This window comes from Mammaliicoccus sp. I-M35 (assembly GCF_022386455.1).
GTDB classification, from domain to species: Bacteria; Bacillota; Bacilli; order Staphylococcales; family Staphylococcaceae; genus Mammaliicoccus; species Mammaliicoccus sciuri_A.
In genome coordinates this window covers 13,530-35,359 of sequence record NZ_JAJNIL010000011.1, presented here as the reverse complement: position 1 = coordinate 35,359, position 21,830 = coordinate 13,530, and the positions used below count along the sequence as shown (strand labels likewise).

Genomic DNA, 21,830 nt, shown 5'->3' with positions numbered 1-21,830 from the left:
CAGTGTATTAAAAATGCTGTTGAATTGTTTGTGCGATTTCTGCTTTTTTCTCATCATCTAATTGATCTTCATTCGTATTCCAAATATAACCGAAACCATCGATATCTTCTTTATATCTAGGGATTAAGTGGAAGTGGATATGGAATACAGATTGTGAAGCATACTCACCATTGTTTTGAATAATATTTAAACCATCAGGATTGAAAGCTTTCTTGATGGCATTCGCAACGATCGGTAAAGCTTCAGCTATATGTTTCATTGTTTCTGGGTCTGTTTCATAAATATTGGGTGAAGCTTTCTTTGGAATAAGTAATGTGTGTCCTTTACTTACTTGAGAAATATCTAAGAATGCATATACATAATCATTTTCGTAAACTTTGAATGATGGGATTTCACCGTCGATAATTTTGCTGAATATTGTTTCTGACATACTATCATCTCCTATGTAAATATTAGTTTTATTATATCATGCTCGTAATATCATCTCACTGATTAAGATAATATTTAATGAATGTAACATTGAGAACATGCTACAATATATTTTGGAGGTGTGTTCACGTGACAATTAAAGTGAATAATTTAACAGGTGGATACGGTAAAAAAGCTGTTATCCATGATATCTCATTTGAATGTAAACCAAGCGAAGTCGTAGGACTTATTGGATTAAATGGTGCAGGGAAAAGTACAACAATTAAACATATACTTGGCTTATTAACACCACAACAAGGTGAGATGTCCATTAATAATATAGATATTAAAGCAGATATAGAATCTTATAGAAGAAATCTTACATATATACCAGAAAGTCCAGTTTTATATGATGAATTAACTTTAGAAGAACATATTTACATGACTGCAATGGCATATGGTATTGATAAAGATACAGCACTTGAAAAAGCAATGCCGTTATTGAAAAGACTAAGACTTGAAAATGAATTAAAAGTCTTTCCGATACATTTTTCAAAAGGTATGAAACAAAAAGTTATGATTGTTTGTGCATTCTTAGTTGAACCGACGCAATATATCATAGATGAACCATTCTTAGGGTTAGATCCATTAGGTATACAAACAATGTTAGATTTAATAGTAGAAAGACGTAATCAAGGCTCTTCAGTATTAATGTCTACACATATACTTGCAACTGCTGAAAGGTATTGCGACCGATTTATTATATTACATCAAGGTCGTTTAGTAGCGATGGGCAATTTAGAAGAACTGAGAGAAAAAACTGGACTTACTAATGCAACACTAGATGATATTTATATACATTTAACACAAGGTGAAGCGTATGAATGATGTAAATACTTTATATAAGGTTAGACAAAGAGAAGAAGTATTAGAGAAAATGAATTACAATAAATTCATCTTTAATGGTCATTTCTTAATATTTTTAACCATTATGATTGGCGCATTTGCGTTAGGATATAGTAATTGGTTAAAGGACATTCCACAAAATATTAACTATCGTTTAATCTTTTCGGTTATATTATCTATTTGTTCGATATTTCCGATGAGGACTTTCTTTAGAGAAGCGGATAAATTATATTTATTACCATTTGAGAAACACTTAACGCTATATATTAGAAAAGCTCTAACATATAGTTATTTTAATCGACTATATTTACCAGTCGTGATATTAGTGATCGGTTTACCATTATTCTATCAATTAATGGGTGGTAAATTTTATTTATATATTACGGTAATGGTTTTGAGTTTCATCTTTCCAATTCTAGGACTGATGATGAAATGGTTCTGGTTAAAATATGGTTTAGAAATATGGGGAATTAATGTATTACTCTTTATCGTATATGCGAGTGGATATTACACAACTTTAAAAGTAGGGGCTTTATCAGGTCTATTATCTATTGTCGTATTGATTGCTTTAATTATTTTATTAGAAAATATCAATAGAGGTACTTTTTATCAGTGGGAAACATTAATCGCTATCGAACATAATCATAAGATGAATTATTATAAATTCGTTAATATGTTTACAGATGTAAAAGTATTAAATGAACGAACAGTTCGCAGAAGATATTTAGATGTCTTCTTAAAAGTTCCGAGTCCTAAGAAATTTAATCAAAATTATATGTATAAATTCTTATTTGTAAGAAGTTTTGCAAGAGGGAAAGATGCATTCTTTATCGTATTAAGATTATTGATTATCGGACTTGTATTAATTTGGTGGATTGATCAGCCAGTTATATCAGCCATATTAGGTGCTTTAATCATGTACTTGTTGATATTACAATTATCTCAATTTTATAAACAACAGGCATACGGATTGTGGCCACAAGTATGGCCGGTTAGTGAAGGACAAGTTGTTAAAGGCTATCATCAATTTTTAATTAATATCATGATTGTCTTAGGTATTATTTTATCAATCATATATATCTTGAAATTTGTTACAGCGATTTATTTCGTTATATTATTCTTCATTGTTGGTTGGTTAACAATAGATTCTTCCATTAAGAAAATTAAAAAACATCAAGAGCTACTTAGAGATTAATAACAATAAAAAAGAAGAAATGACTCAGTGAGAATCATTTCTTCTTTTTTATTTTATAATTATGCTTCTTCGTTTTCTGTTTCTTCATCTTCTTCAGGTCTATACCAATACTTTGTATAATTTGCTGTTGAATATTGTTCAGCACCAGAGAATTTACGAGTAGCCTCTCTTGAGAAATATTCCGCATAGAAAGATGATTTTGTGAAATCTTCATATAATTCATTTGAATCGAAACCTACTAATATCATATAAGTATCGCCTTTTCGAGGTTTAAGTAATCTAAATGATTCGAACCCTTCGAAATTATCAAATTGACTGTCGATATCTACATAATGATTTTCGAATCGATGTTGCATTTCATCAGATACAGGAATGTAGCTTGCTGCTATAAATTCATGATTGATAAAAACACCTTTTGATTCTAATATTCGATATTCTCTTGGTTGTGCAAATACTGTATCACCATTTGTTTCATGAATAAGTACTGTCGTATCTTGTCTCGTATAATGATGAATATCTTCATCTGGATGTTTCTTCATTATACTATGCAGAAAATGATACGTACCTGTTGTTATATAACATTTCATAATGATATACCTCCTATATCTCTTTAATTAGATTATAAACATGTAAGCGCTAAAATCAACCAATTCATGAAATCTTTTGTATAATTTATGAATTTTTGTACACATAGATGTCTTTATAATAGAATATGTTAAAATAGATTGTAATGATTATAATGAGGTGAAATAAATGAGTGTACCGTTTAACGATACAATTTTAAAAGCAGCAAAGGGAGAAAAAACAACTCATACACCAGTTTGGTTTATGAGGCAAGCAGGTAGATCACAGCCTGAATATAGAAAAATTAAAGAAAAGTATTCATTATTTGAAATTACACATCAACCAGAACTTTGTGCATATGTTACAAAATTACCAGTAGACCAATATAATACTGATGCTGCAATTTTATATAAAGATATTATGACACCTTTAACTGGAATTGGTGTAGATGTAGAAATTAAATCTGGAATAGGTCCTGTTATACATAACCCTATTAAAGACATTTCTGATATTAATCGATTAGGTCAAATAAATCCTGAGGAAGACGTGAAATATGTCTTAGATACGATTAAACTTTTAACAGAAGAACAGCTAAACGTACCATTAATAGGATTTACTGGCGCACCGTTCACGCTAGCGAGCTATATGATTGAAGGTGGACCATCTAAAAATTATAATAAGACTAAAGCGTTTATGTATAAACAGCCAGAAGCTTGGTTTAAATTAATGGATACATTAGCTGATATGGCAATTCGCTATACACATGCTCAAATTGATGCTGGATGTAAGATGATTCAAGTATTCGATTCATGGGTAGGTGCGTTAAATGCTGAAGATTATCATTATTTCATTAGACCATCTATGAATAAAATTTTTGCAGCAATTAAAGAAAAAAACGTACCTGTTACAACATTTGGTGTTGGAGCAAGCCATTTAATAGAAGAATGGAATCAATTACCGGTTGATGTAATCGGGCTAGATTGGCGCTTACAAATCAAAGAAGCAAGGGAAAAAGGTATTACTAAGACGTTACAAGGAAACTTAGATCCAGCTATTTTACTAGCACCATGGGAAGTTATCGAACAAAGACTCGTTCAAATATTGGATCAAGGTTTAGTAGACCATAATTATATCTTTAATCTTGGACATGGTGTCTTTCCAGAAGTGCAACCTGATACATTAAGAAGAGTTGCTAAGTTTGTGCATGATTATTCAGCAAAATATAAATCACAACAAAGATAGGTTATTAAACAGCTTAATTTTATTAAAGGGAGTATAGAAGATGAATAAAAAAGTGGGACTTTTAGTTATGGCATATGGTACACCTTATAAAGAAAGTGACATTGTACCTTATTATACACACATTAGACATGGTCGTAAGCCATCTGATGAACAAATTGAAGACTTAAAAGGGCGTTATAAAGCGATTGGTGGTATTTCACCATTAGCAGGTACAACAGAGAAACAAGCCGAAAGTTTACTTGGCGCATTAAATGAAGCATATGAAGATGTTGAATTTAAATTGTACATTGGTTTAAAACATATTCATCCATTTATTGAAGATGCAGTTGAACAAATGCATAATGATGGTATTGAAGAAGCGGTTACGATTGTATTAGCACCTCATTATTCTAATTTCTCAGTGGGAAGTTATAATAAACGTGCTCAAGAAGAAGCAGATAAATACGGCATTTCAATGCATCACGTTGAGCAATTCTACAATGAACCAGCATTTATTTCTTACTGGACAAACATGATTGATGAAACATTACAAACGATTCCAGAAGAAAGTCATGATGAAACAGTATTAATCGTTTCTGCACATAGTTTGCCTGAAAAAATTAAAAAAGCAAACGACCCATATCCTGATCAATTAGAAGAAACTGCTAAAATTTTAAGTGAAGAATCTAACATTAAACATGTATCAGTAGGTTGGCAATCAGAAGGTCAAACTGGAGAACCTTGGTTAGGACCAGATGTTCAAGATTTAACGAGAGACTTATATAATGAACATGGCTATAAACACTTTATTTATACACCAGTAGGATTTGTATGTGAACATTTAGAAGTATTGTATGATAATGACTATGAATGTAAAGTTGTTTGTGATGAATTAGGTGTGAAATATCACAGACCACCAATGCCAAATATTGATCCTAAATTTATAGAAGCAATGGTATCAGCAATTAAGAAAAAATTCTAATTCGATATTCGAATAAGAAAGAAGTGTTAAGTATGTCAAAACGAATTGCAATAATAGGGGCAGGGATAACTGGGTTATCTGCTGCCCATTATTTAAGAAGAGATTATCCAAATGCAGAAATTGATGTATATGAACAATCAGACAGAGTAGGCGGCAAAATCAAAACTTATCGTAAAGATGGTTATACAATTGAACTAGGGCCAGAATCTTACTTAGGTAGAAAGAAAATTATGACAGAATTAGCTGAAGAAATTGGGATTGCTGATGATTTAGTAACAAATAAAACAGGGCAATCATATATTTACAGCCATAATAAGTTATATCCAATACCAGGCGGTTCGATTATGGGTATACCGACAGAAATCAAACCATTTCTTAAGACACAATTGATTTCACCAGCAGCTAAATTAAGAGCAGGTTTAGATTATTTCTTACCTGTTAAACCGATGCATACAGATATATCAATTGGTCATTTCTTTAGACAAAGATTAGGTGATGAAGTATTAGAAAACTTAATCGAACCTTTAATGGCAGGTATATATGGTGCAAATATCGATAAATTAAGCTTAAAAACAACATTTCCTCATTTTAAAGAACAAGAAGAAAAAGAGGGCGGCTTAATAAAAGGTATGATAGCTCAAAAAGCTAAAAATAATGCCGATAAAAAAGTAACAGTAAAACCAAAAGGTCAATTTAAACAATTTAGACATGGCCTTGAATCATTTATTCAAACTTTACGTGATAGTCTTGAAGATAAAGGCGTTCAAATACATTTAAACGCTCCAGTTCAAAATTTAGTAGAAAAAGATAATAAAACAATTTTGACGATAAACAATGAAGAACATGAATATGATGGTGTAATCGTTACAATACCACACCAACATTTCGTTAAATGGTTTGAAGATGACCTTAAATTAGATTACTTTAACTATATGCCTTCAACAAGTGTGGCAACAGTCGTTATGGCATTTGATAAAGACCAAGTCGTGAATGATAAAGATGGAACTGGATTTGTAATTGCAAGAACAAGTGATACAGCCATCACAGCTTGTACATGGACAAACAAAAAATGGCCACATACAACACCAGAAGGAAAAGTCTTATTAAGAGCATATGTAGGTAAACCAGTCTCAAATATTATACATCATAAAGACGAAGAACAATTGAAACAAGTCGCTTTAAATGATTTGAATAAAATCATGACGATCAAAGGAGAACCAGAATTCTTTATCGTAACGAAATTACCACACAGTATGCCTCAATATGAAGTCGGTCATATCGATCGTATTCGAGATATACAAGAACATATCGATCAAAATTATCATAACCTAATCATAACAGGCGCGTCGTTTGATGCAGTCGGATTACCAGACTGTGTACAAATGGCTAAGAACGCTAGTGACAAGATGATAGAGTATTTGAAGTAGAAAGTAGTAAGTAGAAAGTGCGCGGAAGTGCTAGGAAGCGTATGGAAGCGCATGGAAAAGCGTGGAAGCGGGACAGAAATTCTAATTTAACATTAGAATTTCTGTTTTTTTGTTGGAGGGGGAGGCTGAATATTGCAAGTGGAGGATGACAAGCAATGTTGGAGGACTGAATATTGCAAGTGGAGCGTGACAAGCAATATTGGGAGGCTGAATGTTGCTAGAGGGGTGTGACAAGCAATGTTGAGAGGCTGAATGTTGCTAGTGGAGGGTGACAAGCAATGTTGGGAGGCTGAATGTTGCAAGTGGGGTGTGACAAGCAATGTTGAGAGGCTGAATATTGCAAGTGGAGGGTGACAAGCAATGTTGAAGGACTGAATATTGCAAGTGGAGGATGACAAGCAATGTTGAGAGGCTGAATGTTGCAAGACTGAGCAAACAAGCAACATAGAGATGCTGTAAGTTGCAAGACTGAGTAAACAAGCAACATAGAGCTGTCTATAAAACTTAATGCTTACTTTATTAAAAACGTGGAATTTTAATTCATCTTTTTCACAATGACTTCGAAAAAACTACTTTATGATAATTTTTTTCTATAAAAATCATGAATAAATGACACTTCTAAAGTTAAAAAAGAGGGTGTTTTGAATGATTATTTCTCCCTTTAGTGACAATTGTCACATAGATGTTAAAAGTTCAAATTTTTTATTAAGAAAAGTAAAGAAATAGCATTGACGTTCTTTATATTTCTATATATACTTAAGTAGTTCTCAATTAGAGGCCCCTTGGTCAAGCGGTTAAGACACCGCCCTTTCACGGCGGTAACACGGGTTCGAATCCCGTAGGGGTCACCATTTTCAATAAAAATTTATTGAAATTTTATTGACATAATATTAATGAATGTGTTATATTAATAAGGTAGCCAAATTACTTATTATTAGCGCGGGATGGAGCAGTTCGGTAGCTCGTCGGGCTCATAACCCGAAGGTCGGTGGTTCAAATCCGCCTCCCGCAATACTTTTTAATGATGGTCCCGTGGTGTAGCGGTTAACATGCCTGCCTGTCACGCAGGAGATCGCGGGTTCGATTCCCGTCGGGACCGCCATTTATATTTTGGCTCAGTAGCTCAGTCGGTAGAGCAAAGGACTGAAAATCCTTGTGTCGGCGGTTCGATTCCGTCCTGAGCCATACTTTTTTAAACAAGTATGGCGATTGTGGCGAAGTGGTTAACGCATCGGATTGTGGTTCCGACATTCGTGGGTTCGATTCCCATCAGTCGCCCCATATATATATTATTTACTTAAGCGGGTGTAGTTTAGTGGTAAAACCTCAGCCTTCCAAGCTGATGTTGTCGGTTCGATTCCGATCACCCGCTCCATTATTATTCCACAGTAGCTCAGTGGTAGAGCTATCGGCTGTTAACCGATCGGTCGTAGGTTCGAGTCCTACCTGTGGAGCCATAAGGCCCCTTGGTCAAGCGGTTAAGACACCGCCCTTTCACGGCGGTAACACGGGTTCGAATCCCGTAGGGGTCATATAATCAGAGGTGAAATATCGCTTCTGATTTTTTTGTTTGTGGAGAGTTGTCCGAGTTGGCCGAAGGAGCACGCCTGGAAAGTGTGTAGGCGCCACAAGCGTCTCGAGGGTTCGAATCCCTCACTCTCCGTTTGTACCTTAATAATCAACTAATCCAAGACGTTGATATTGCTGGGTTTTCTTGCAATTGGTAAGTTAATCCATATGAGCAAGTGTCAAAAAAGTGTCTAGAGAAAAATTCTCTTACTTTTTGATACTTGCTTTTTTTATGTTCATATAGAAGTTGCGAATAAATTCCTAAAGTAATTGCTATATTTTAATGATCTGATTTAATGCCAACGAGCATGTTATTTTGGTGTTTTTAACGCCAACGTCAACATAAATTACATTCCATGACTAGGGAGAGAAGGGGATTACTATATTATAAACAAGAGTTTGTTAATTTTAACATTCTATATTGTGCCCAATTTGATTTTGTTGTAATATATACTTAATTAAACTAGAGAGTGGGAGTATATAAGGGGGTGCTTTTATTAATAGTGAATATATTACAAGATCAGAATTTCAGCAGCATGTAATAAATATGAATAATAGATTCGATGAAATCAATGATAAAATTTCTTTAACTAAAGACGTTTTATCAGGAGAAATAAAAAATGCTGTTTCCGAGTTAAAAAATGAAATAAGCGATAATAAATTTACATCAAAACGTTTCTGGATAGGTATTAGTATACCAACTATTTTAAGTCTCTTATCATTGATTATCACTATACTAGTAGCATTACTATTTTAACTTAAACTTACCTTGCAGCTAAAATATTATATTATAACTGAGATAGGAGTGATTTTAATGGCAGATGTAAAAGATGTTGCTAATTACCTTATATACTCATATGAACTTAAAACTGGTACTAAGTTTGAAAATAACGAATTAAACTGCAAAAGTTAATTTATTTTGCACAAAGAGAATCTTTAGCTTTAACGGGCGAAGTTCTATTTAATGATAGAATTGAAGGGTGGAAATTTGGTCCGGTTATACCTAAATTAAGGTATTATTTAGATGAAATGTATGAACCAAGCGATACTGATAAATTAAATGATACTGAAAAATATGTAATTAATAATGTTATCTCTCAATATGGCATGTATTCTGGTTGGTATCTAAGAGAACTATCCCATCATGAAAAATGTTGGAAAAAAAGTAGAATTAACTTGAACAATAATGAGGTAGGGAATAGAGAAATAACGCCAGAGGATATAATCGAAGATGCTAAAAGCGTTAGGCTATACGATCATGTTTATGATATGTACATAGATGAATTTGAAGATTTAAATGAGGAGGAAGTTCATCTTGGATTTAGTTAATACTCCTCGTGATTTAATTAATAAAATAGTATATGCAAGTTTTCCATATTTTGATTTAAAAACAAATAAAAAAGGCTATAAATTATGGCCAGTATTAATCATTGGTGCCGAAAAAGATTGCTTTGAATGTGATTTAACGATGTTACCAATATCTACTGTTTCTAATAAAGTGAATTTACATCCTATTTATGATGTAAATATTGGATTGCTTGAATGTCCAAGTCTTCATAGCATCTATAAAGAAATTTGCTATGTTAGAACACACAAACAATCCACTGTTTATTCTAAAGATATTGTTACTTCAAAAAAATTTGATGACTTATCAATAACTTATCAGGAGAAACTTGAAGAAATTAAATTTAAAGTATCGGAATTCAATAAGACTTTATTTTAACTCCAAAACGCTTTTTATATACTACTACTGTTATAATCACTGTCTACTCATCAATAGTAATAGTAAGTTCCCGGTTGCTCTACAGTCATTAATTGCGTTATGTGATTCGCCATCGTCTAAATTGAAATGTTCTTTTAAAGTTTGAAGTTTATGATTAGGTGTTTCTCTGATTAGTTTTCTTGAAAAAGTGAGTGTGTCAATAACTCTCAATTTCTCATATTCTATATTATTAATTTGAAGTTGGTAGAGTAAGAACTTCATATCAAATGGTGCATTATGTGCGACTATCGTTCTTCTTCTAATGATATTATATAATTCCTCTAATTTATCCTTTCCTAAACTAGGTTTATCTTCTAAAAACTCATTTGTAATACCTGTGATTTTTTCTATTCTTTTACTTATTGGTTTACTTGGTTTGAAGTATTCATTATATTCATTAATGATTTTTCCATCTTCATATTCAATAATCCCACACTGAATAATTTCGTTTTCGTTATATTTTAAACCTGTCGTTTCGAAATCTAGAACGATAAAGGAATCTGTTAATTTACTAACTTTTGTATAACTTAAATCTAGTAAATTATTTGAACGATTATAAGTTCTTCTTGGCGCACGATAGGGTGATGTATAAGATTTTTGATTTTCCATATTATCAAGAAGCGCGCGATTCTCTTCATTTAATTTATTAATTTCATTTCTTAATTGAAAATTTTCTTTAATCAATTGTTCATTTTTATGTTGAAGTGCTTTTATATCATCATTGTTAAAATGATTAATCTCTCTTTCTAACTTTAAAGTTTTGTAAAATACTTGAATTGCATGAACTGGATCACTCGATGTAAAAGAAAATGTTAACATTCGATTTTCACCATAATCTAAAATTAATTTACTAGAAATAAAGTTTTCTATTGTATCTAAAGAAACAACCTCTGACCATGGGATTTGAAAAGTTAAATTCGCTTTATGCTGCACTAATATAATTTCTTGTATTGTCACAAAAATTGAGCCTATTACATACTCTTTATCAATCTTAGTTGAAGTTTCAGATTCAAGTAAGACCTCAACTTCAGGGAATTTAGATTGAAACAACATTTTATCCATTTTTTTAGCTTTCAATTTCATTTCACCCTTTCTAATTATATAACGCTAGTAAACAAGAGTATTTATAAAATCATGTCAGTTTTCTTTCTTTTTAATACTAAAAATTAATAAAACAAGTGGAACACTAAACATTACAGGCATTATAAAAATAAGTGGCAAAGTCATAAGAGCCATGTATAAAAATGTGCTGTCTAATGTGTATTTGGACATGTGTATCATTCCTTTGAAATTAAACTTTTTTATTTTTCGTGATAAAATTTTTGTAAAATTGATTATGTATGACTTATATATGAATAAATAATGATTTAAAACCTCAAATCATCAATAAAATAATACTCTTTTTTGTCTTTAAATAAATAATTTTGTAAAGGGATTAAAATGTCTTCGCTGATTATATAATTTTGAATTTCGTTAAAGTTGACCCATTTTAATTCTACAATTTCATTGTCAGGATCATTAATTGATATTTCACCGTTGAAATTTAAGCACTTAAAATAAGTTACTAAACAATGAGCATTCTCATTAGGTATGTTATTTTCAGCTATATATGCTAGTTCATATTGATTTATAGTTAATCCTGTTTCTTCAAATACTTCTCTAATTAAAGATTCATATAAAAACTCACCTTGCTCAACTACGCCTCCAGGTAAACTCCATAAATATTCATTATTATATTCATTTTTAACTAATAAAATAGTATTTTCTTTAATTAAAATAGCATTTATGACTCTATAGAAATTTGTCAAAATTATCACTCCTTTATTTCTTAAATATATTATAATAAAGTTGTTAAAGTATGATAATTCAATGTGATAGATAACAGATAAATTCGCTAAGATCATACGTAATATAAGATTTGGAGTTGATCACATTGTCAAATATTACAAAAATTAGGATCAGAACGATTTTGAACTATATCACTGGTATAGCATTACTTGGTTTAACGTTTTATTTACTATTTTTATTGTAACCTTGTTACGAAATATGGGCAAAACAAAGGCTAGGACTTTTTACATAAGTCCTAGCCTTTGATTTTTCTAAAATAAAAGATTTTCACATTATTTTGCTTAAATGACTTATAATATAGTTATTAGAATTTGTTAATTATATAAGGAGTTGCTTATTTTATGAGAATAAATGTTTTACAACATACGCCAAATGAAGGTGTTGGATCAATAGGTGATTGGGCTAAAGAAAGAGGACATGATTTGTATATTTATCATCCGTATTTTTATAATGGTGTAATACCTTCTGCTGAAGAAACTGATTTACTAATTATTTTGGGTGGTCCAATGAGTCCGAATGATACAGATGATTGGATTTTTAAAGAAAGAGAGTTAATAAGAGAGTTATTGAAAGCTAACAAACCAATGTTTGGAGCTTGCTATGGTGCCCAACAAATAACAAAAGCAATAGGTTATACAGTGGGTAAATCACCAGTAAAAGAAGTGGGCTGGGATAAAGTTTATCTTGAAAGTGATACTATACCGGATCTACCGAAAGAATTAATGGCATTACATTGGCATGAAGAAACATTCCAAATTCCTAAAAATGCAGAATTGTTATTTTCAAGCGAGTACTTAACAAACCAAGGATTCTTATTGAAAGATAATGTTATTGGCTTACAATTTCATTTTGAACCTGGACCTTTTGATGTTAAAGAAATTGTTACGAATGACTTTTCTTATGCAGTAGATTCTGTATTGAATCAAACACCTCAAGAAATAATTGACTATGAAGTACCTAAAGAAAATAAAGATGTTATGTTTAAATTATTAGATTTTATAACAAAAAGTAAATAATATATTTATTAATATCAAATCAAAACAAAGGCTAGGACTTTTTTACATAAGTCCTAGCCTTTATATATCTTCATATTTTCACGTCACTTCAGTTTTCTGTGCTTTTAAGAAGAAATACACGCCTACGAGTACGATAATGATACCTAGTATTTGTACGTATTCTAAGTATTCTTTCAAGATAAATATTGCTAATATTGATGCGCCTACGGGTTCTAGTAGCATGCTCATTGATATGGTTGTTGGATTTATGATATTTAAGAGATAATTGAATATGACGTGCGCTATTGTTGGGAAAATGGCCAATGATATAAATAATAGCCATTCTTTCATTGAATAGTTTACTAATGTAGCATGCGTGATGATGTTATAAATGAGTAAAAAGACGCCTGCGAAGAAGAACACGATGATGCTATAAACCCAATGTGTGAGTTTGAGCATTGCATTCTTTCCTATCATTAGGTAACACACTATTGATATAACACTTAATAAAGATAATATATTACCAATCATTGCAGTTAAGTCAGTTATATTAAAGTCGCCCCAACTTACGATTACAACACCGATAAACGATATTAAAATTGTACTCAAAACTTTTAGTGTTATTTTTTCTCTATAAAATAAGAAACTTGCAATAATCGCAATAATGGGTTGTAAAGATAATATGACTGTTGAACTAGCAACGGTTGTTAATTTTAATGAACCAAACCATAATCCGAAATGAAGTGCTAAAAATAGACCAGCTAATACAAGATATAGAAAATCTTTAAGATTTAATTTGAAGATTTCTTTTTTATATCGATATGCAAAGGGTACTAGCAAGATGACTGCTATAAACATTCTGTTCATGCTTATTACGCTAGAAGGGGCGTTTGATAGCTTTACTAATATGGCAGCTAGTGAAATTGCAATGATTGAAATAAGTAATAACATATTTGTCTGTTTATTCATAAGCAAAACCTCAATTTAAATTATAATTTTAGATGTATGATTGGATAATCTCTTCCTTGTCCATCATGTGAAGATTCTTTATATGGTTTAAATCCATTTTTCATATAAAAGTTCAAGGCTTGCTCGTTATCTTTGTTTACGTCAACTTTTTGGATATGATCTTCTGTTAACAAGTGTTGAAGTATTTCAGTTCCAAATCCTTTTCTGAAATGTTCTGGATCTATAAATAACATTTCTAAGTTATCTTCGTTGATACCTGAAAAGCCAACAGCTTCTCCATCGTAAAGCCATAAATTTGCATCTACGTATTTAAAGTAGGTTGGTATTTCTTTTTTTAATGCAATTCTGTCTTCTTCTTTTAAAAAGTGATGGGTTGCGAGTACGGAGCGTTCCCAAATTTTTAATGCAAGTGGATAATCTTTCTCTTGTAGTTCAGTTTTTAATAAGCTCATTGTTATGACTCCTAATTAGATGTGAATATTAGAATGATAGCATATGAAGGTTAAATGCGTATAGGTTATTATGAATTTTTTGATAAACTTATTAATCTTATGATTGGTATATTTTAATAGTAAATTTCAATAATTTTTATAGAAATATCATTCGATTCATTGTTATGAAAGTATTGTAATTTCAGTATATCTATCTATTTATTATACTAGAATGATATTTGCGGTATTTATTATATGATTGCTTTAACTTATCAGTTCTTTTTTTAATTGTTTCAATATTGATTATATGTTATTAATTAAGTTAGGTTAAAAATACTTAGTTATAAAGTGAATGCATTTATTGTATATACAATGGAGGAAGTAATGAAATTAGCGTGGTTAATTGATACAACAACTTATATTGATCAAAATATGGATGATAAAGATTTATTTGTCGTTTCTTTATCTACAATTATTAATGACAAACCTTATAAAGATTCACAATTTGAAAGTTCAAAGTTATTTTTTGATATGTTAAAAGAAAATGGTAATGGTGCTAAAACAGCTCAACCTACACCTCAAGATTTTATAGAGACGTATGAGCAAATTCAAGAAGAAGGTTATACGCATGTTATTGCGGTTCATCCTTCTAGTAGTTTATCAGGCACATATGCATCATCGCTATCAACTGCACAATCTTTCCCAATGGAAATTCATGTAATTGATAGTGGAACAGGAAGCTTTCCTCAAAAAGAATTAGTCGAGTATGGTAGAAAACTTTATGACGAGGACTATTCATTTGAAGAAATCGTTAATAAGTTAGAAGAAGTTAAACATACAAGTGAATTATATTTGTTGCCACGAAACTTACAACAATTAAAGAATAGTGGAAGGGTTTCGAATAGCAAATATTTATTAAGTAGCTTACTTCATATTAAATTATTATTGAAATTAGAGAATAGTACAATCGACTTAGAACTTAAGTCTAGAGGCAATAAGAAAATAGAAGCTTATTTAATCACACATATTAAAGAAATTATTGATAAAGGTGTTACAAACATTGGTGTGTTACATGCTGGAAATGAGCAAGAAGCACATGTATGGAAAGAGCGCATATTAACTTTAAATAAAGATGTTAATGTATATGTCGAACCTTTAGTTCCAGTAGCATCTGTTCATACGGGATATGGCACGATTGGAATAGGTTGGATACAAACTCAATAATGAAAACGTTTAAAAATCTGAGAATTTAATTTCTCAGGTTTTTTTATATACAAAATTCAAAAAAACTCTTGTAATTGCATAGCAAAAGTACTAATATGGTTAAATCTGATTAAAATAATAAGATTAAAGGAGCGTTGAGACATGAAAAAATATCCTTTAGCGATTTGGATACTAAGCCTTGGTGCTTTTGCGATAGGTATGACTGAATTTGTAATCATGGGTTTGTTACCTAATATTGCAAGAGATCTTGATGTAACCGTATCTGATGCGGGTCAATTAATTACAGGTTATGCATTGAGTGTTGCAATAGGGGGACCGATTATAGTGTTAGCGACTTATAAATTACCTCGAAAAAATTTACTCGTCTTATTAATGGCTATTTTTATAATAGGTAACGGGATAGGTGGTATTGCACCTAATTATGGTTCGCTTATGTTAAGTAGAATTATTGCCGCTTTAGCACACGGTTCATTCTTTGGTATTGGATCTATACTAGCAGCAAGTATGGTACCGCCTCATAAAAGAGCAAGTGCAATGGCATTAATGTTTATGGGATTAACAATGAGCAACATCATTGGTGTACCTTTTGGAACATTTGTAGGGCAAATATTTGGCTGGAAAATGACATTTATTATTATTAGTGTTCTAGGACTATTAACATTAATAGGTATTATTCGATTTGTACCTAACCAAAAAGATACACAGCCGATTTCAATTAAAAATGAATTGAGTGTATTAAAAGATGTTAAACTTTGGTTGACACTAGGTGTAACACTGTTCGGATTCAGTAGTGTATTTGCTTATTTCACGTATATTTCTCAAATATTAATCAATGTTTCGCATATAGAAGAACGCTGGATTTCATTTGTCCTTATTATATTCGGTGTTGGTGTAACATTTGGTAATATTATTGGTGGGAAATTAGCAGACTGGAATTTAAATAAAGCACTGAATACGATATTTATCGTCTTCCCAATATATATCTTTATGATGTACTTTATTCAAAACTATAGCTTGTTAATGGTTGTCGGTATTTTTGTATTTGGTTTGATTGGCTTTAGTATGAGTCCATCATTACAATTTAAAAGTATGGTCATTTCACAAGATGCACCAATGCTTGCTAGTACGATGAACCAATCAGCATTTAACATCGGTAATGCGCTTGGTGCGTTCATCGGCGGTATCGTAGTAAGTCAATTAGAAGTTAAGGATCTAGCGTTAGTTGCACCATTTTTAACACTTATAGGTCTTGTCTTCTTATTACTTGAACGATTTGTTACGCAAAGAAGAGAAAAAGAAGCAATCTAATATGATGGAAACCTAGGTGAATTGATCGCCTAGGTTTTTTGATATTATAAAGCATTTTTTATGTTTAAATTCAAAAATATCGTTATAATGAATAATGGTATAAGGAGGTCCAAACGATGAAACATTGGATTGAACAGCAGGTGTTACGTGCACCACATAAAATTGCAATTCAACAAGGTGATGTTGAATTAACTTATGAACAACTATTTAATGATTCTAAAAATAAAGCACATTACATTAAACAACTTCAATTGAAAAGAGTTGGATTATATATCAAGAATGATATTAAACATGCATCACTTATCATTGCAGCTTGGTTAGCAAATGTAGAAGTGGTTATGATTAATACGAAGTTAACACCAGTCGAAATTGAACAACAATTGGACAGTATTGGCGTTCAAACGGTCTTTACGTTTAAACCACTAAATATCAAGCAAAATTGTATTGATATTGAGGATATTTATATAGACGACAGTAAACATGTGGATCATGATTTTACGTTTAATATGGATGATATCGCGACGATTATGTTTACTTCTGGTACAACTGGTCCTGCAAAAGCTGTTCCACAAACTTTTTCAAATCATTATTTTAGTGCAATGGGTTGTAAAGAAAGTCTTGGCTATGATGAATCAACGAGATGGTTGTCCGTCTTACCGATTTACCATATTTCAGGTTTAAGTGTGTTAATACGTAGTTTAATAGAAGGTTTTACACTTATTTTAGAATCGAAATTTGATGTAAATCGCGTAATGCATTTAATTAAAAATGAGAACATCACACATATTTCATTAGTACCTCAAACATTACAATGGTTGATGCAAGATACGTTAACACAACCATATCAATTAGAAAAAATATTATTAGGCGGCGCAAAGTTATCTGAAACGATGATTAATAAAGCGTTAGACTATCAATTACCGATATATAATTCGTTTGGTATGACTGAAACATGTTCTCAGTTTGTGACAGCAAGTCCAGAGATGTTACGTGAAGCACCAAGTACAGTAGGGAAAGTACCTTCAAATGTTCGCCTCAAAATTTTAAATCAAAATGAAGAAGGACATGGGGAAGTCGCTGTATATGGTGGCAATGTGATGAATGGTTATTTAACAGGTAGTCAGAATTCAGAAACATTTGAAGATGGTTATTTTAAAACAGGTGATGTTGGATCAATAGATGATGCCGGTTATGTATATATTTATGATAGAAGAAAAGATTTAATCATTAGTGGTGGAGAAAATATTTATCCATTTGAAATTGAACATGTGATATTGAATCATCCGGACGTTCAAAATTGTGTTGTTGTACCAGTTGATGATGAAAAGTGGGGGCAAGTACCTGCATTAGTGTATGAAGCGGAACAGACTATCCAAGATGATACATTTAAAAATATACTCAATTCAAACTTAGCAAAGTATAAACACCCAAAATACTTTTATAAAATAAATGAAATACCAAGAACTTCGACAGGTAAACTTTCAAGATACAAAGTAAAGGCGTGGGTCATGAATGAGAAAAAATAGTTTGCATTTCTATAGATTCAAAGCACCTTTCAGAGTACCGATACGAACACCTTTAGTAGAATTAAATGAACGAGAAGCATTAATTGTAGAATGGCAAGACATGAATGGGTCTACGTATTATGGTGAATGTAATGCGTTTAATAGTGACTGGTATCATTTCGAGACAATAAATAAAGTTGAAGAAACTCTATTAAAATGGTTCGAAAAACATGAATTTGTTGATTTTAATAGTTATCCATTATGTTGTGAATTAATAGATGAACTCATTGAATATCCGAATGCACGTAGCGTTATGTCTATGATATTCTTTCAGAAATTTCATGAGTTAAAGCCGATAGAAGTAGCATATGGTGCAACTATTAATCAAAATATTGAACAATATTTCAAGCAATATAATGGTGAATTACCGACGAGAATTAAATTAAAATGGCATGAAGAAGTTAATCGAGATATAGATTTTTTAACAGAACATTATCCGCAAATACAAAGAGCAATTGATGCAAATGGTGTGTTAAATCATGAGCATGTGTCTTTATTAAATACATTTAAAGATGAACAATTTATATATATTGAGCAGCCATTTTCTAAATATGAACACTATATAGAGCATGTTAGTACGCTCGAGTTACCAGTATTTATTGATGAAAGTGCTCTAAATTTAGAGCAAATTATTCAATTTAATCAGCATAATCTGATTGATGGCGTTGTGATTAAACCTTCACGTGTTGGAGGGATAGATAAAGCACTTAAAATTATTGAATATTGTCGCGAACATCACCTTAAATATGTCATAGGTGGAATGTATGAATTTGGGCTTAGTAGTTACTTTACTGCATACTTAGCACAGTACAGTTCATATCCGAGTGATGTGACGCCGAGTGATTATTACTTCACGGAAGATTTCGTTGTTGATAACGCAAAGACTGATGGTCATCTCATTAAATATGTGCCACCAATCGTTGATAAAGATAAATTAACAAAATAAAAGGGGAGCGGGACAGAAATCTAATTTGTATAAAAAGATTTCGTAGTCCCGCCCCGACAAGGATGACTAGAGTTGAAAAAAGCTTGGTACAAGCGCATTTTCAATTCAGTCATCTACTGCCAAGATACTATAAGAGGCTAAGACATTACATTATGTCCCAGCCTCCTTTTAATAAATGTTATGAATCTTTTTTAGGTGGAACAGGGTCGTAGCCGCCTGGATGAAATGGGTGGCATTTTAAGATGCGTTTCGTACCTAACCATGTCCCTTTAATAACCCCATATTCTGAAATAGCTTCAACTGCATAGTTAGAACATGTAGGTTGGAACCTGCATGTAGGTGGTGTCAATGGGGATATATATCGTTGATAAAGGCGTATTAATTTAATAAATACTTTTTTCATAGCAATGCTCCTATTTGTAATTGTTTTTCGTTAAGTTCTGGTATGGTTTAACATCAGTGGAATTGAATTTATAGAAATCTGTTGTCTGTTTCATATGGATGTTAATCGTTTCATTTTTAATTTTTCCAGTTGCTTTAATGTTAAAGGTTAACGTTTTTGGTAATGTTTTGTCTTTTTGGAATGTAAGCTTAAACTTACCACTTTTAATTTTTAAGTCGTTAATATTACTTAATGACGCTTGATCTGCCAATGGTGATTGACTAAACCCTAGTTGATAGAGATATTCCATAACTTTACCTGTACCTTCATATGAAAGGGTATCGTTTTCTAAAGTGACATCGTCTTCAATAGGTTTTAGTAAACTTTGATTAAAAGTCGTTAAATCGAACCAATCTTGTCCAATTTTTTGATAATAATCTATTTCGGCATTCTTTGCATGATAATTTAAATACTTAGATTTAGGTGAGGATTTGATTTCGTTTGAATCAATCCAAACACTTTTATTATGCACTGGAAATTGTTTTGTATTACTTTCTTGTTCGACATTAAATGTAAGTTTATCATGGTGGTTTGTTCGGCCATGTGACAGTTGTTTAAGCGTTGTTTTTTTATCTTGAAAATCAACTGTTGTCTCGTTACTAGATTTAATCGAATGTGAATCTACTTTTTTAATGTTTTTTTGAAAAGCTTCGATAGCATCGCTACTATCATCAAATTTATTTTGACCTTCTGGACTACAACTTGCTAGAATAAGAGTAATTGTTAATACTAAGGTCGTTAAGGTTAACTTTTTCAATATCTTCTACCTTCCTAATAATATGTATATACAGTTTATCATAATTGAAGAAAGAGGTCGTGTATCATGCGCTACAAAGATCCAAATGGATTGGATGTTGATTTAGCATATAAATGTCCAACAGATCAACAAAATGCGAAACATGTTCTAGGTATTCCGATTTTTAATAATGAATATGTGTTAACGCATCATAAGATAAGAGGTATTGAATTTCCTGGTGGGAAAGTTGAACCAAATGAAACGAATAAAGAGGCTGTTCAGCGTGAATTATATGAAGAAACAGGTGCGATCGCTAAAAATATAACGTTTATAGCTTCATATACTGTACATGATACAATCCCGTTTAATAAAGATGTCTATTTTATTGAAGTCGAATCTATGGATAGCAATAAAGCGTATTTCGAAACTTATGGACCCGTTATTGCTAAAGAAATCAATGATATACCTGAAGAAGAGAAGAGTTTTCTTTTAAAAGATACAGCAATATTAAAGTGCGTTGAAAGGGTGTATAAACTTGGATTTCTACAGTAAGAAAAAAATGCCAGTTTTCTTTAATCATCATCTAACTGAAGAAGTGATATATGAAGTGGATGAATTGAAAGTCAGAGGCATGTTGATGACACCAAATGAACGTGTTAATCGCATCGTTGTATATTTACGTGGTGGTAAAGGACAAGTAGGTAGAGTGAGGCCAGGTCGTATGGCGCAATTTAAAGATAAGCATACACTTGTCTTTGCACCTTATTACAGAGGTAGTAACGGTAGTGAAGGTAGAGATGAATTTTGTGGTGATGACTTACATGATGTTATAGAAGGGATAGAAATACTCAAATCACAATACCCAAATGTTCCTGTTCATATGATTGGATTTTCTAGAGGTGGTATTCAAGGCTTGCTTACGTACCAAAAAGTGAAAGCAACGAGTTATATTATATGGGGTGGCGTTTCAGATTTATTGATGATGTATGAAGAACGAATTGATCTAAGAGGAATGTTAAAAAGAATGGTCGGTCATCCTAAAAAACAATATGAAGCTTATGCACGTAGAAATGCATTGCAATCTATTCATAAAGATAGTCCGCCTATATTAATCGTACATGGTGATGAAGATAAGCAAGTTAATATTAATATGGCATATCATCTAGAAGAACATTTAAAGCAAGAAGCGGTAGATCATCAAACAATCTATTTAAGTGGAGAAGGTCATGTTTTAAGACCAGAAATAGAAAAACAAACATTGTTACAAATTAAAGAATGGATGTATAAATGTGAAAAGAGCTTGGACCAATAAGGCCCAAGCTCTTTTTGTAT

Annotated in this window: 23 protein-coding genes and 9 tRNA genes; 24 read left to right on the top strand and 8 right to left on the bottom strand. The window is 31.6% G+C overall.

All coding sequences use genetic code 11. From position 1 onward, the window contains the following. Positions 1-7 precede the first annotated feature (7 nt). On the bottom strand, positions 8-430 hold the full coding sequence (locus LQ679_RS12175) for an HIT family protein (protein ID WP_025904819.1): 423 nt from the start codon (positions 428-430) through the stop codon (positions 8-10). Positions 431-558: 128 nt separating this feature from the next. Here LQ679_RS12175 and LQ679_RS12170 point away from each other — a divergent pair, with 128 nt between their 5' ends. Beyond that, a complete protein-coding gene (locus tag LQ679_RS12170) occupies positions 559-1,296 on the top strand; it encodes an ABC transporter ATP-binding protein (RefSeq protein WP_037589715.1) in 738 nt (245 codons plus the stop codon). Beyond that, positions 1,289-2,509, top strand: coding sequence for an ABC transporter permease EcsB (gene ecsB, locus LQ679_RS12165; RefSeq protein WP_126477946.1), 1,221 nt, complete (start codon positions 1,289-1,291; stop codon positions 2,507-2,509). The genes LQ679_RS12170 and ecsB overlap by 8 nt, the downstream gene beginning before the upstream one ends. Positions 2,510-2,568: 59 nt before the next feature. Here the strand turns inward: ecsB and LQ679_RS12160 are convergent, their stop codons facing one another. Further along, positions 2,569-3,096: an antibiotic biosynthesis monooxygenase family protein gene (locus tag LQ679_RS12160; protein WP_025904822.1), complete on the bottom strand. Its 528-nt coding sequence runs from the start codon at positions 3,094-3,096 to the stop codon at positions 2,569-2,571. A 166-nt stretch (positions 3,097-3,262) separates the two neighbouring features. Between LQ679_RS12160 and hemE the strand changes: the two genes are divergently transcribed. The 15 genes from hemE to LQ679_RS12085 all read left to right on the top strand — a co-directional run bounded on the left by hemE (position 3,263) and on the right by LQ679_RS12085 (position 9,995). Beyond that, the gene (gene hemE / locus LQ679_RS12155) at positions 3,263-4,315 is read left to right on the top strand and encodes a uroporphyrinogen decarboxylase (RefSeq protein WP_037589713.1); all 1,053 of its coding nucleotides are present in this window, start codon (positions 3,263-3,265) and stop codon (positions 4,313-4,315) included. A 40-nt stretch (positions 4,316-4,355) separates the two neighbouring features. Further along, complete coding sequence (gene hemH / locus LQ679_RS12150) at positions 4,356-5,276, top strand: ferrochelatase (RefSeq protein WP_025904824.1); 921 nt, start codon at positions 4,356-4,358, stop codon at positions 5,274-5,276. A 32-nt stretch (positions 5,277-5,308) separates the two neighbouring features. After that, on the top strand, positions 5,309-6,703 hold the full coding sequence (hemY, locus tag LQ679_RS12145; protein ID WP_239763123.1) for a protoporphyrinogen oxidase: 1,395 nt from the start codon (positions 5,309-5,311) through the stop codon (positions 6,701-6,703). Between the two features lie 776 nt (positions 6,704-7,479). After that, positions 7,480-7,554: transfer RNA gene (locus LQ679_RS12140), tRNA-Glu, on the top strand. 87 nt (positions 7,555-7,641) lie between these two features. After that, positions 7,642-7,715, top strand: a tRNA-Met gene (locus LQ679_RS12135). Between the two features lie 14 nt (positions 7,716-7,729). Next, positions 7,730-7,805 (top strand) — tRNA-Asp (locus tag LQ679_RS12130). A gap of 10 nt (positions 7,806-7,815) precedes the next feature. Continuing rightward, positions 7,816-7,888 (top strand) — tRNA-Phe (locus LQ679_RS12125). A 20-nt stretch (positions 7,889-7,908) separates the two neighbouring features. After that, positions 7,909-7,984: transfer RNA gene (locus LQ679_RS12120), tRNA-His, on the top strand. 20 nt (positions 7,985-8,004) lie between these two features. Beyond that, positions 8,005-8,078: transfer RNA gene (locus tag LQ679_RS12115), tRNA-Gly, on the top strand. A 7-nt stretch (positions 8,079-8,085) separates the two neighbouring features. Beyond that, positions 8,086-8,160, top strand: a tRNA-Asn gene (locus LQ679_RS12110). A gap of 3 nt (positions 8,161-8,163) precedes the next feature. Further along, positions 8,164-8,235: transfer RNA gene (locus LQ679_RS12105), tRNA-Glu, on the top strand. A 42-nt stretch (positions 8,236-8,277) separates the two neighbouring features. Continuing rightward, positions 8,278-8,366: transfer RNA gene (locus LQ679_RS12100), tRNA-Ser, on the top strand. 453 nt (positions 8,367-8,819) lie between these two features. Next, positions 8,820-9,029, top strand: coding sequence for a hypothetical protein (locus LQ679_RS12095; protein ID WP_239763121.1), 210 nt, complete (start codon positions 8,820-8,822; stop codon positions 9,027-9,029). A gap of 137 nt (positions 9,030-9,166) precedes the next feature. Beyond that, positions 9,167-9,601: a Panacea domain-containing protein gene (locus tag LQ679_RS12090; protein ID WP_345772996.1), complete on the top strand. Its 435-nt coding sequence runs from the start codon at positions 9,167-9,169 to the stop codon at positions 9,599-9,601. Further along, entirely contained in the window at positions 9,588-9,995 is a 408-nt protein-coding gene (locus tag LQ679_RS12085) for a hypothetical protein (protein ID WP_239763118.1), read from the top strand. Before LQ679_RS12090 ends, LQ679_RS12085 begins: the two co-directional genes overlap by 14 nt. A gap of 36 nt (positions 9,996-10,031) precedes the next feature. Here the strand turns inward: LQ679_RS12085 and LQ679_RS12080 are convergent, their stop codons facing one another. Then, positions 10,032-11,111, bottom strand: a complete 1,080-nt coding sequence (locus LQ679_RS12080) for a 3'-5' exonuclease (protein WP_239763115.1) — start codon at positions 11,109-11,111, stop codon at positions 10,032-10,034. A 290-nt stretch (positions 11,112-11,401) separates the two neighbouring features. Next, positions 11,402-11,842: an NUDIX domain-containing protein gene (locus tag LQ679_RS12075; protein ID WP_206180572.1), complete on the bottom strand. Its 441-nt coding sequence runs from the start codon at positions 11,840-11,842 to the stop codon at positions 11,402-11,404. A gap of 381 nt (positions 11,843-12,223) precedes the next feature. Between LQ679_RS12075 and LQ679_RS12070 the strand changes: the two genes are divergently transcribed. Further along, on the top strand, positions 12,224-12,898 hold the full coding sequence (locus tag LQ679_RS12070) for a type 1 glutamine amidotransferase (RefSeq protein WP_037589709.1): 675 nt from the start codon (positions 12,224-12,226) through the stop codon (positions 12,896-12,898). A gap of 78 nt (positions 12,899-12,976) precedes the next feature. Here the strand turns inward: LQ679_RS12070 and LQ679_RS12065 are convergent, their stop codons facing one another. Next, the gene (locus LQ679_RS12065; protein WP_239763112.1) at positions 12,977-13,846 is read right to left on the bottom strand and encodes a DMT family transporter; all 870 of its coding nucleotides are present in this window, start codon (positions 13,844-13,846) and stop codon (positions 12,977-12,979) included. A gap of 20 nt (positions 13,847-13,866) precedes the next feature. Continuing rightward, positions 13,867-14,298, bottom strand: coding sequence for a GNAT family N-acetyltransferase (locus LQ679_RS12060; RefSeq protein ID WP_204189173.1), 432 nt, complete (start codon positions 14,296-14,298; stop codon positions 13,867-13,869). A gap of 363 nt (positions 14,299-14,661) precedes the next feature. Here LQ679_RS12060 and LQ679_RS12055 point away from each other — a divergent pair, with 363 nt between their 5' ends. The 4 genes from LQ679_RS12055 to menC all read left to right on the top strand — a co-directional run bounded on the left by LQ679_RS12055 (position 14,662) and on the right by menC (position 19,320). After that, on the top strand, positions 14,662-15,501 hold the full coding sequence (locus tag LQ679_RS12055) for a DegV family protein (protein WP_037589706.1): 840 nt from the start codon (positions 14,662-14,664) through the stop codon (positions 15,499-15,501). 141 nt (positions 15,502-15,642) lie between these two features. Next, on the top strand, positions 15,643-16,809 hold the full coding sequence (locus tag LQ679_RS12050) for an MFS transporter (RefSeq protein ID WP_191836731.1): 1,167 nt from the start codon (positions 15,643-15,645) through the stop codon (positions 16,807-16,809). A gap of 116 nt (positions 16,810-16,925) precedes the next feature. Continuing rightward, positions 16,926-18,335 carry an o-succinylbenzoate--CoA ligase gene (gene menE, locus LQ679_RS12045; protein WP_239763110.1) on the top strand — a complete coding sequence of 470 codons (1,410 nt, stop codon included), beginning with the start codon at positions 16,926-16,928 and terminating at the stop codon, positions 18,333-18,335. Continuing rightward, positions 18,322-19,320, top strand: coding sequence for an o-succinylbenzoate synthase (menC, locus tag LQ679_RS12040; protein WP_239763108.1), 999 nt, complete (start codon positions 18,322-18,324; stop codon positions 19,318-19,320). Before menE ends, menC begins: the two co-directional genes overlap by 14 nt. 178 nt (positions 19,321-19,498) lie before the next feature. On the opposite strand, the gene yidD is transcribed toward menC, so the two are convergent. Beyond that, complete coding sequence (gene yidD / locus LQ679_RS12035; protein WP_025905546.1) at positions 19,499-19,723, bottom strand: membrane protein insertion efficiency factor YidD; 225 nt, start codon at positions 19,721-19,723, stop codon at positions 19,499-19,501. A 10-nt stretch (positions 19,724-19,733) separates the two neighbouring features. Next, positions 19,734-20,519, bottom strand: a complete 786-nt coding sequence (locus tag LQ679_RS12030; RefSeq protein ID WP_239763106.1) for a hypothetical protein — start codon at positions 20,517-20,519, stop codon at positions 19,734-19,736. A gap of 66 nt (positions 20,520-20,585) precedes the next feature. On the opposite strand from LQ679_RS12030, the gene ytkD reads away from it, so the two are divergent. Together ytkD and LQ679_RS12020 are read left to right on the top strand one after the other, a co-directional pair. Further along, the gene (ytkD, locus tag LQ679_RS12025) at positions 20,586-21,050 is read left to right on the top strand and encodes an RNA deprotection pyrophosphohydrolase (RefSeq protein ID WP_037589701.1); all 465 of its coding nucleotides are present in this window, start codon (positions 20,586-20,588) and stop codon (positions 21,048-21,050) included. After that, entirely contained in the window at positions 21,034-21,810 is a 777-nt protein-coding gene (locus tag LQ679_RS12020; protein WP_204258613.1) for an alpha/beta hydrolase family protein, read from the top strand. The genes ytkD and LQ679_RS12020 overlap by 17 nt, the downstream gene beginning before the upstream one ends. The last annotated feature ends 20 nt before the right edge of the window (positions 21,811-21,830 follow it).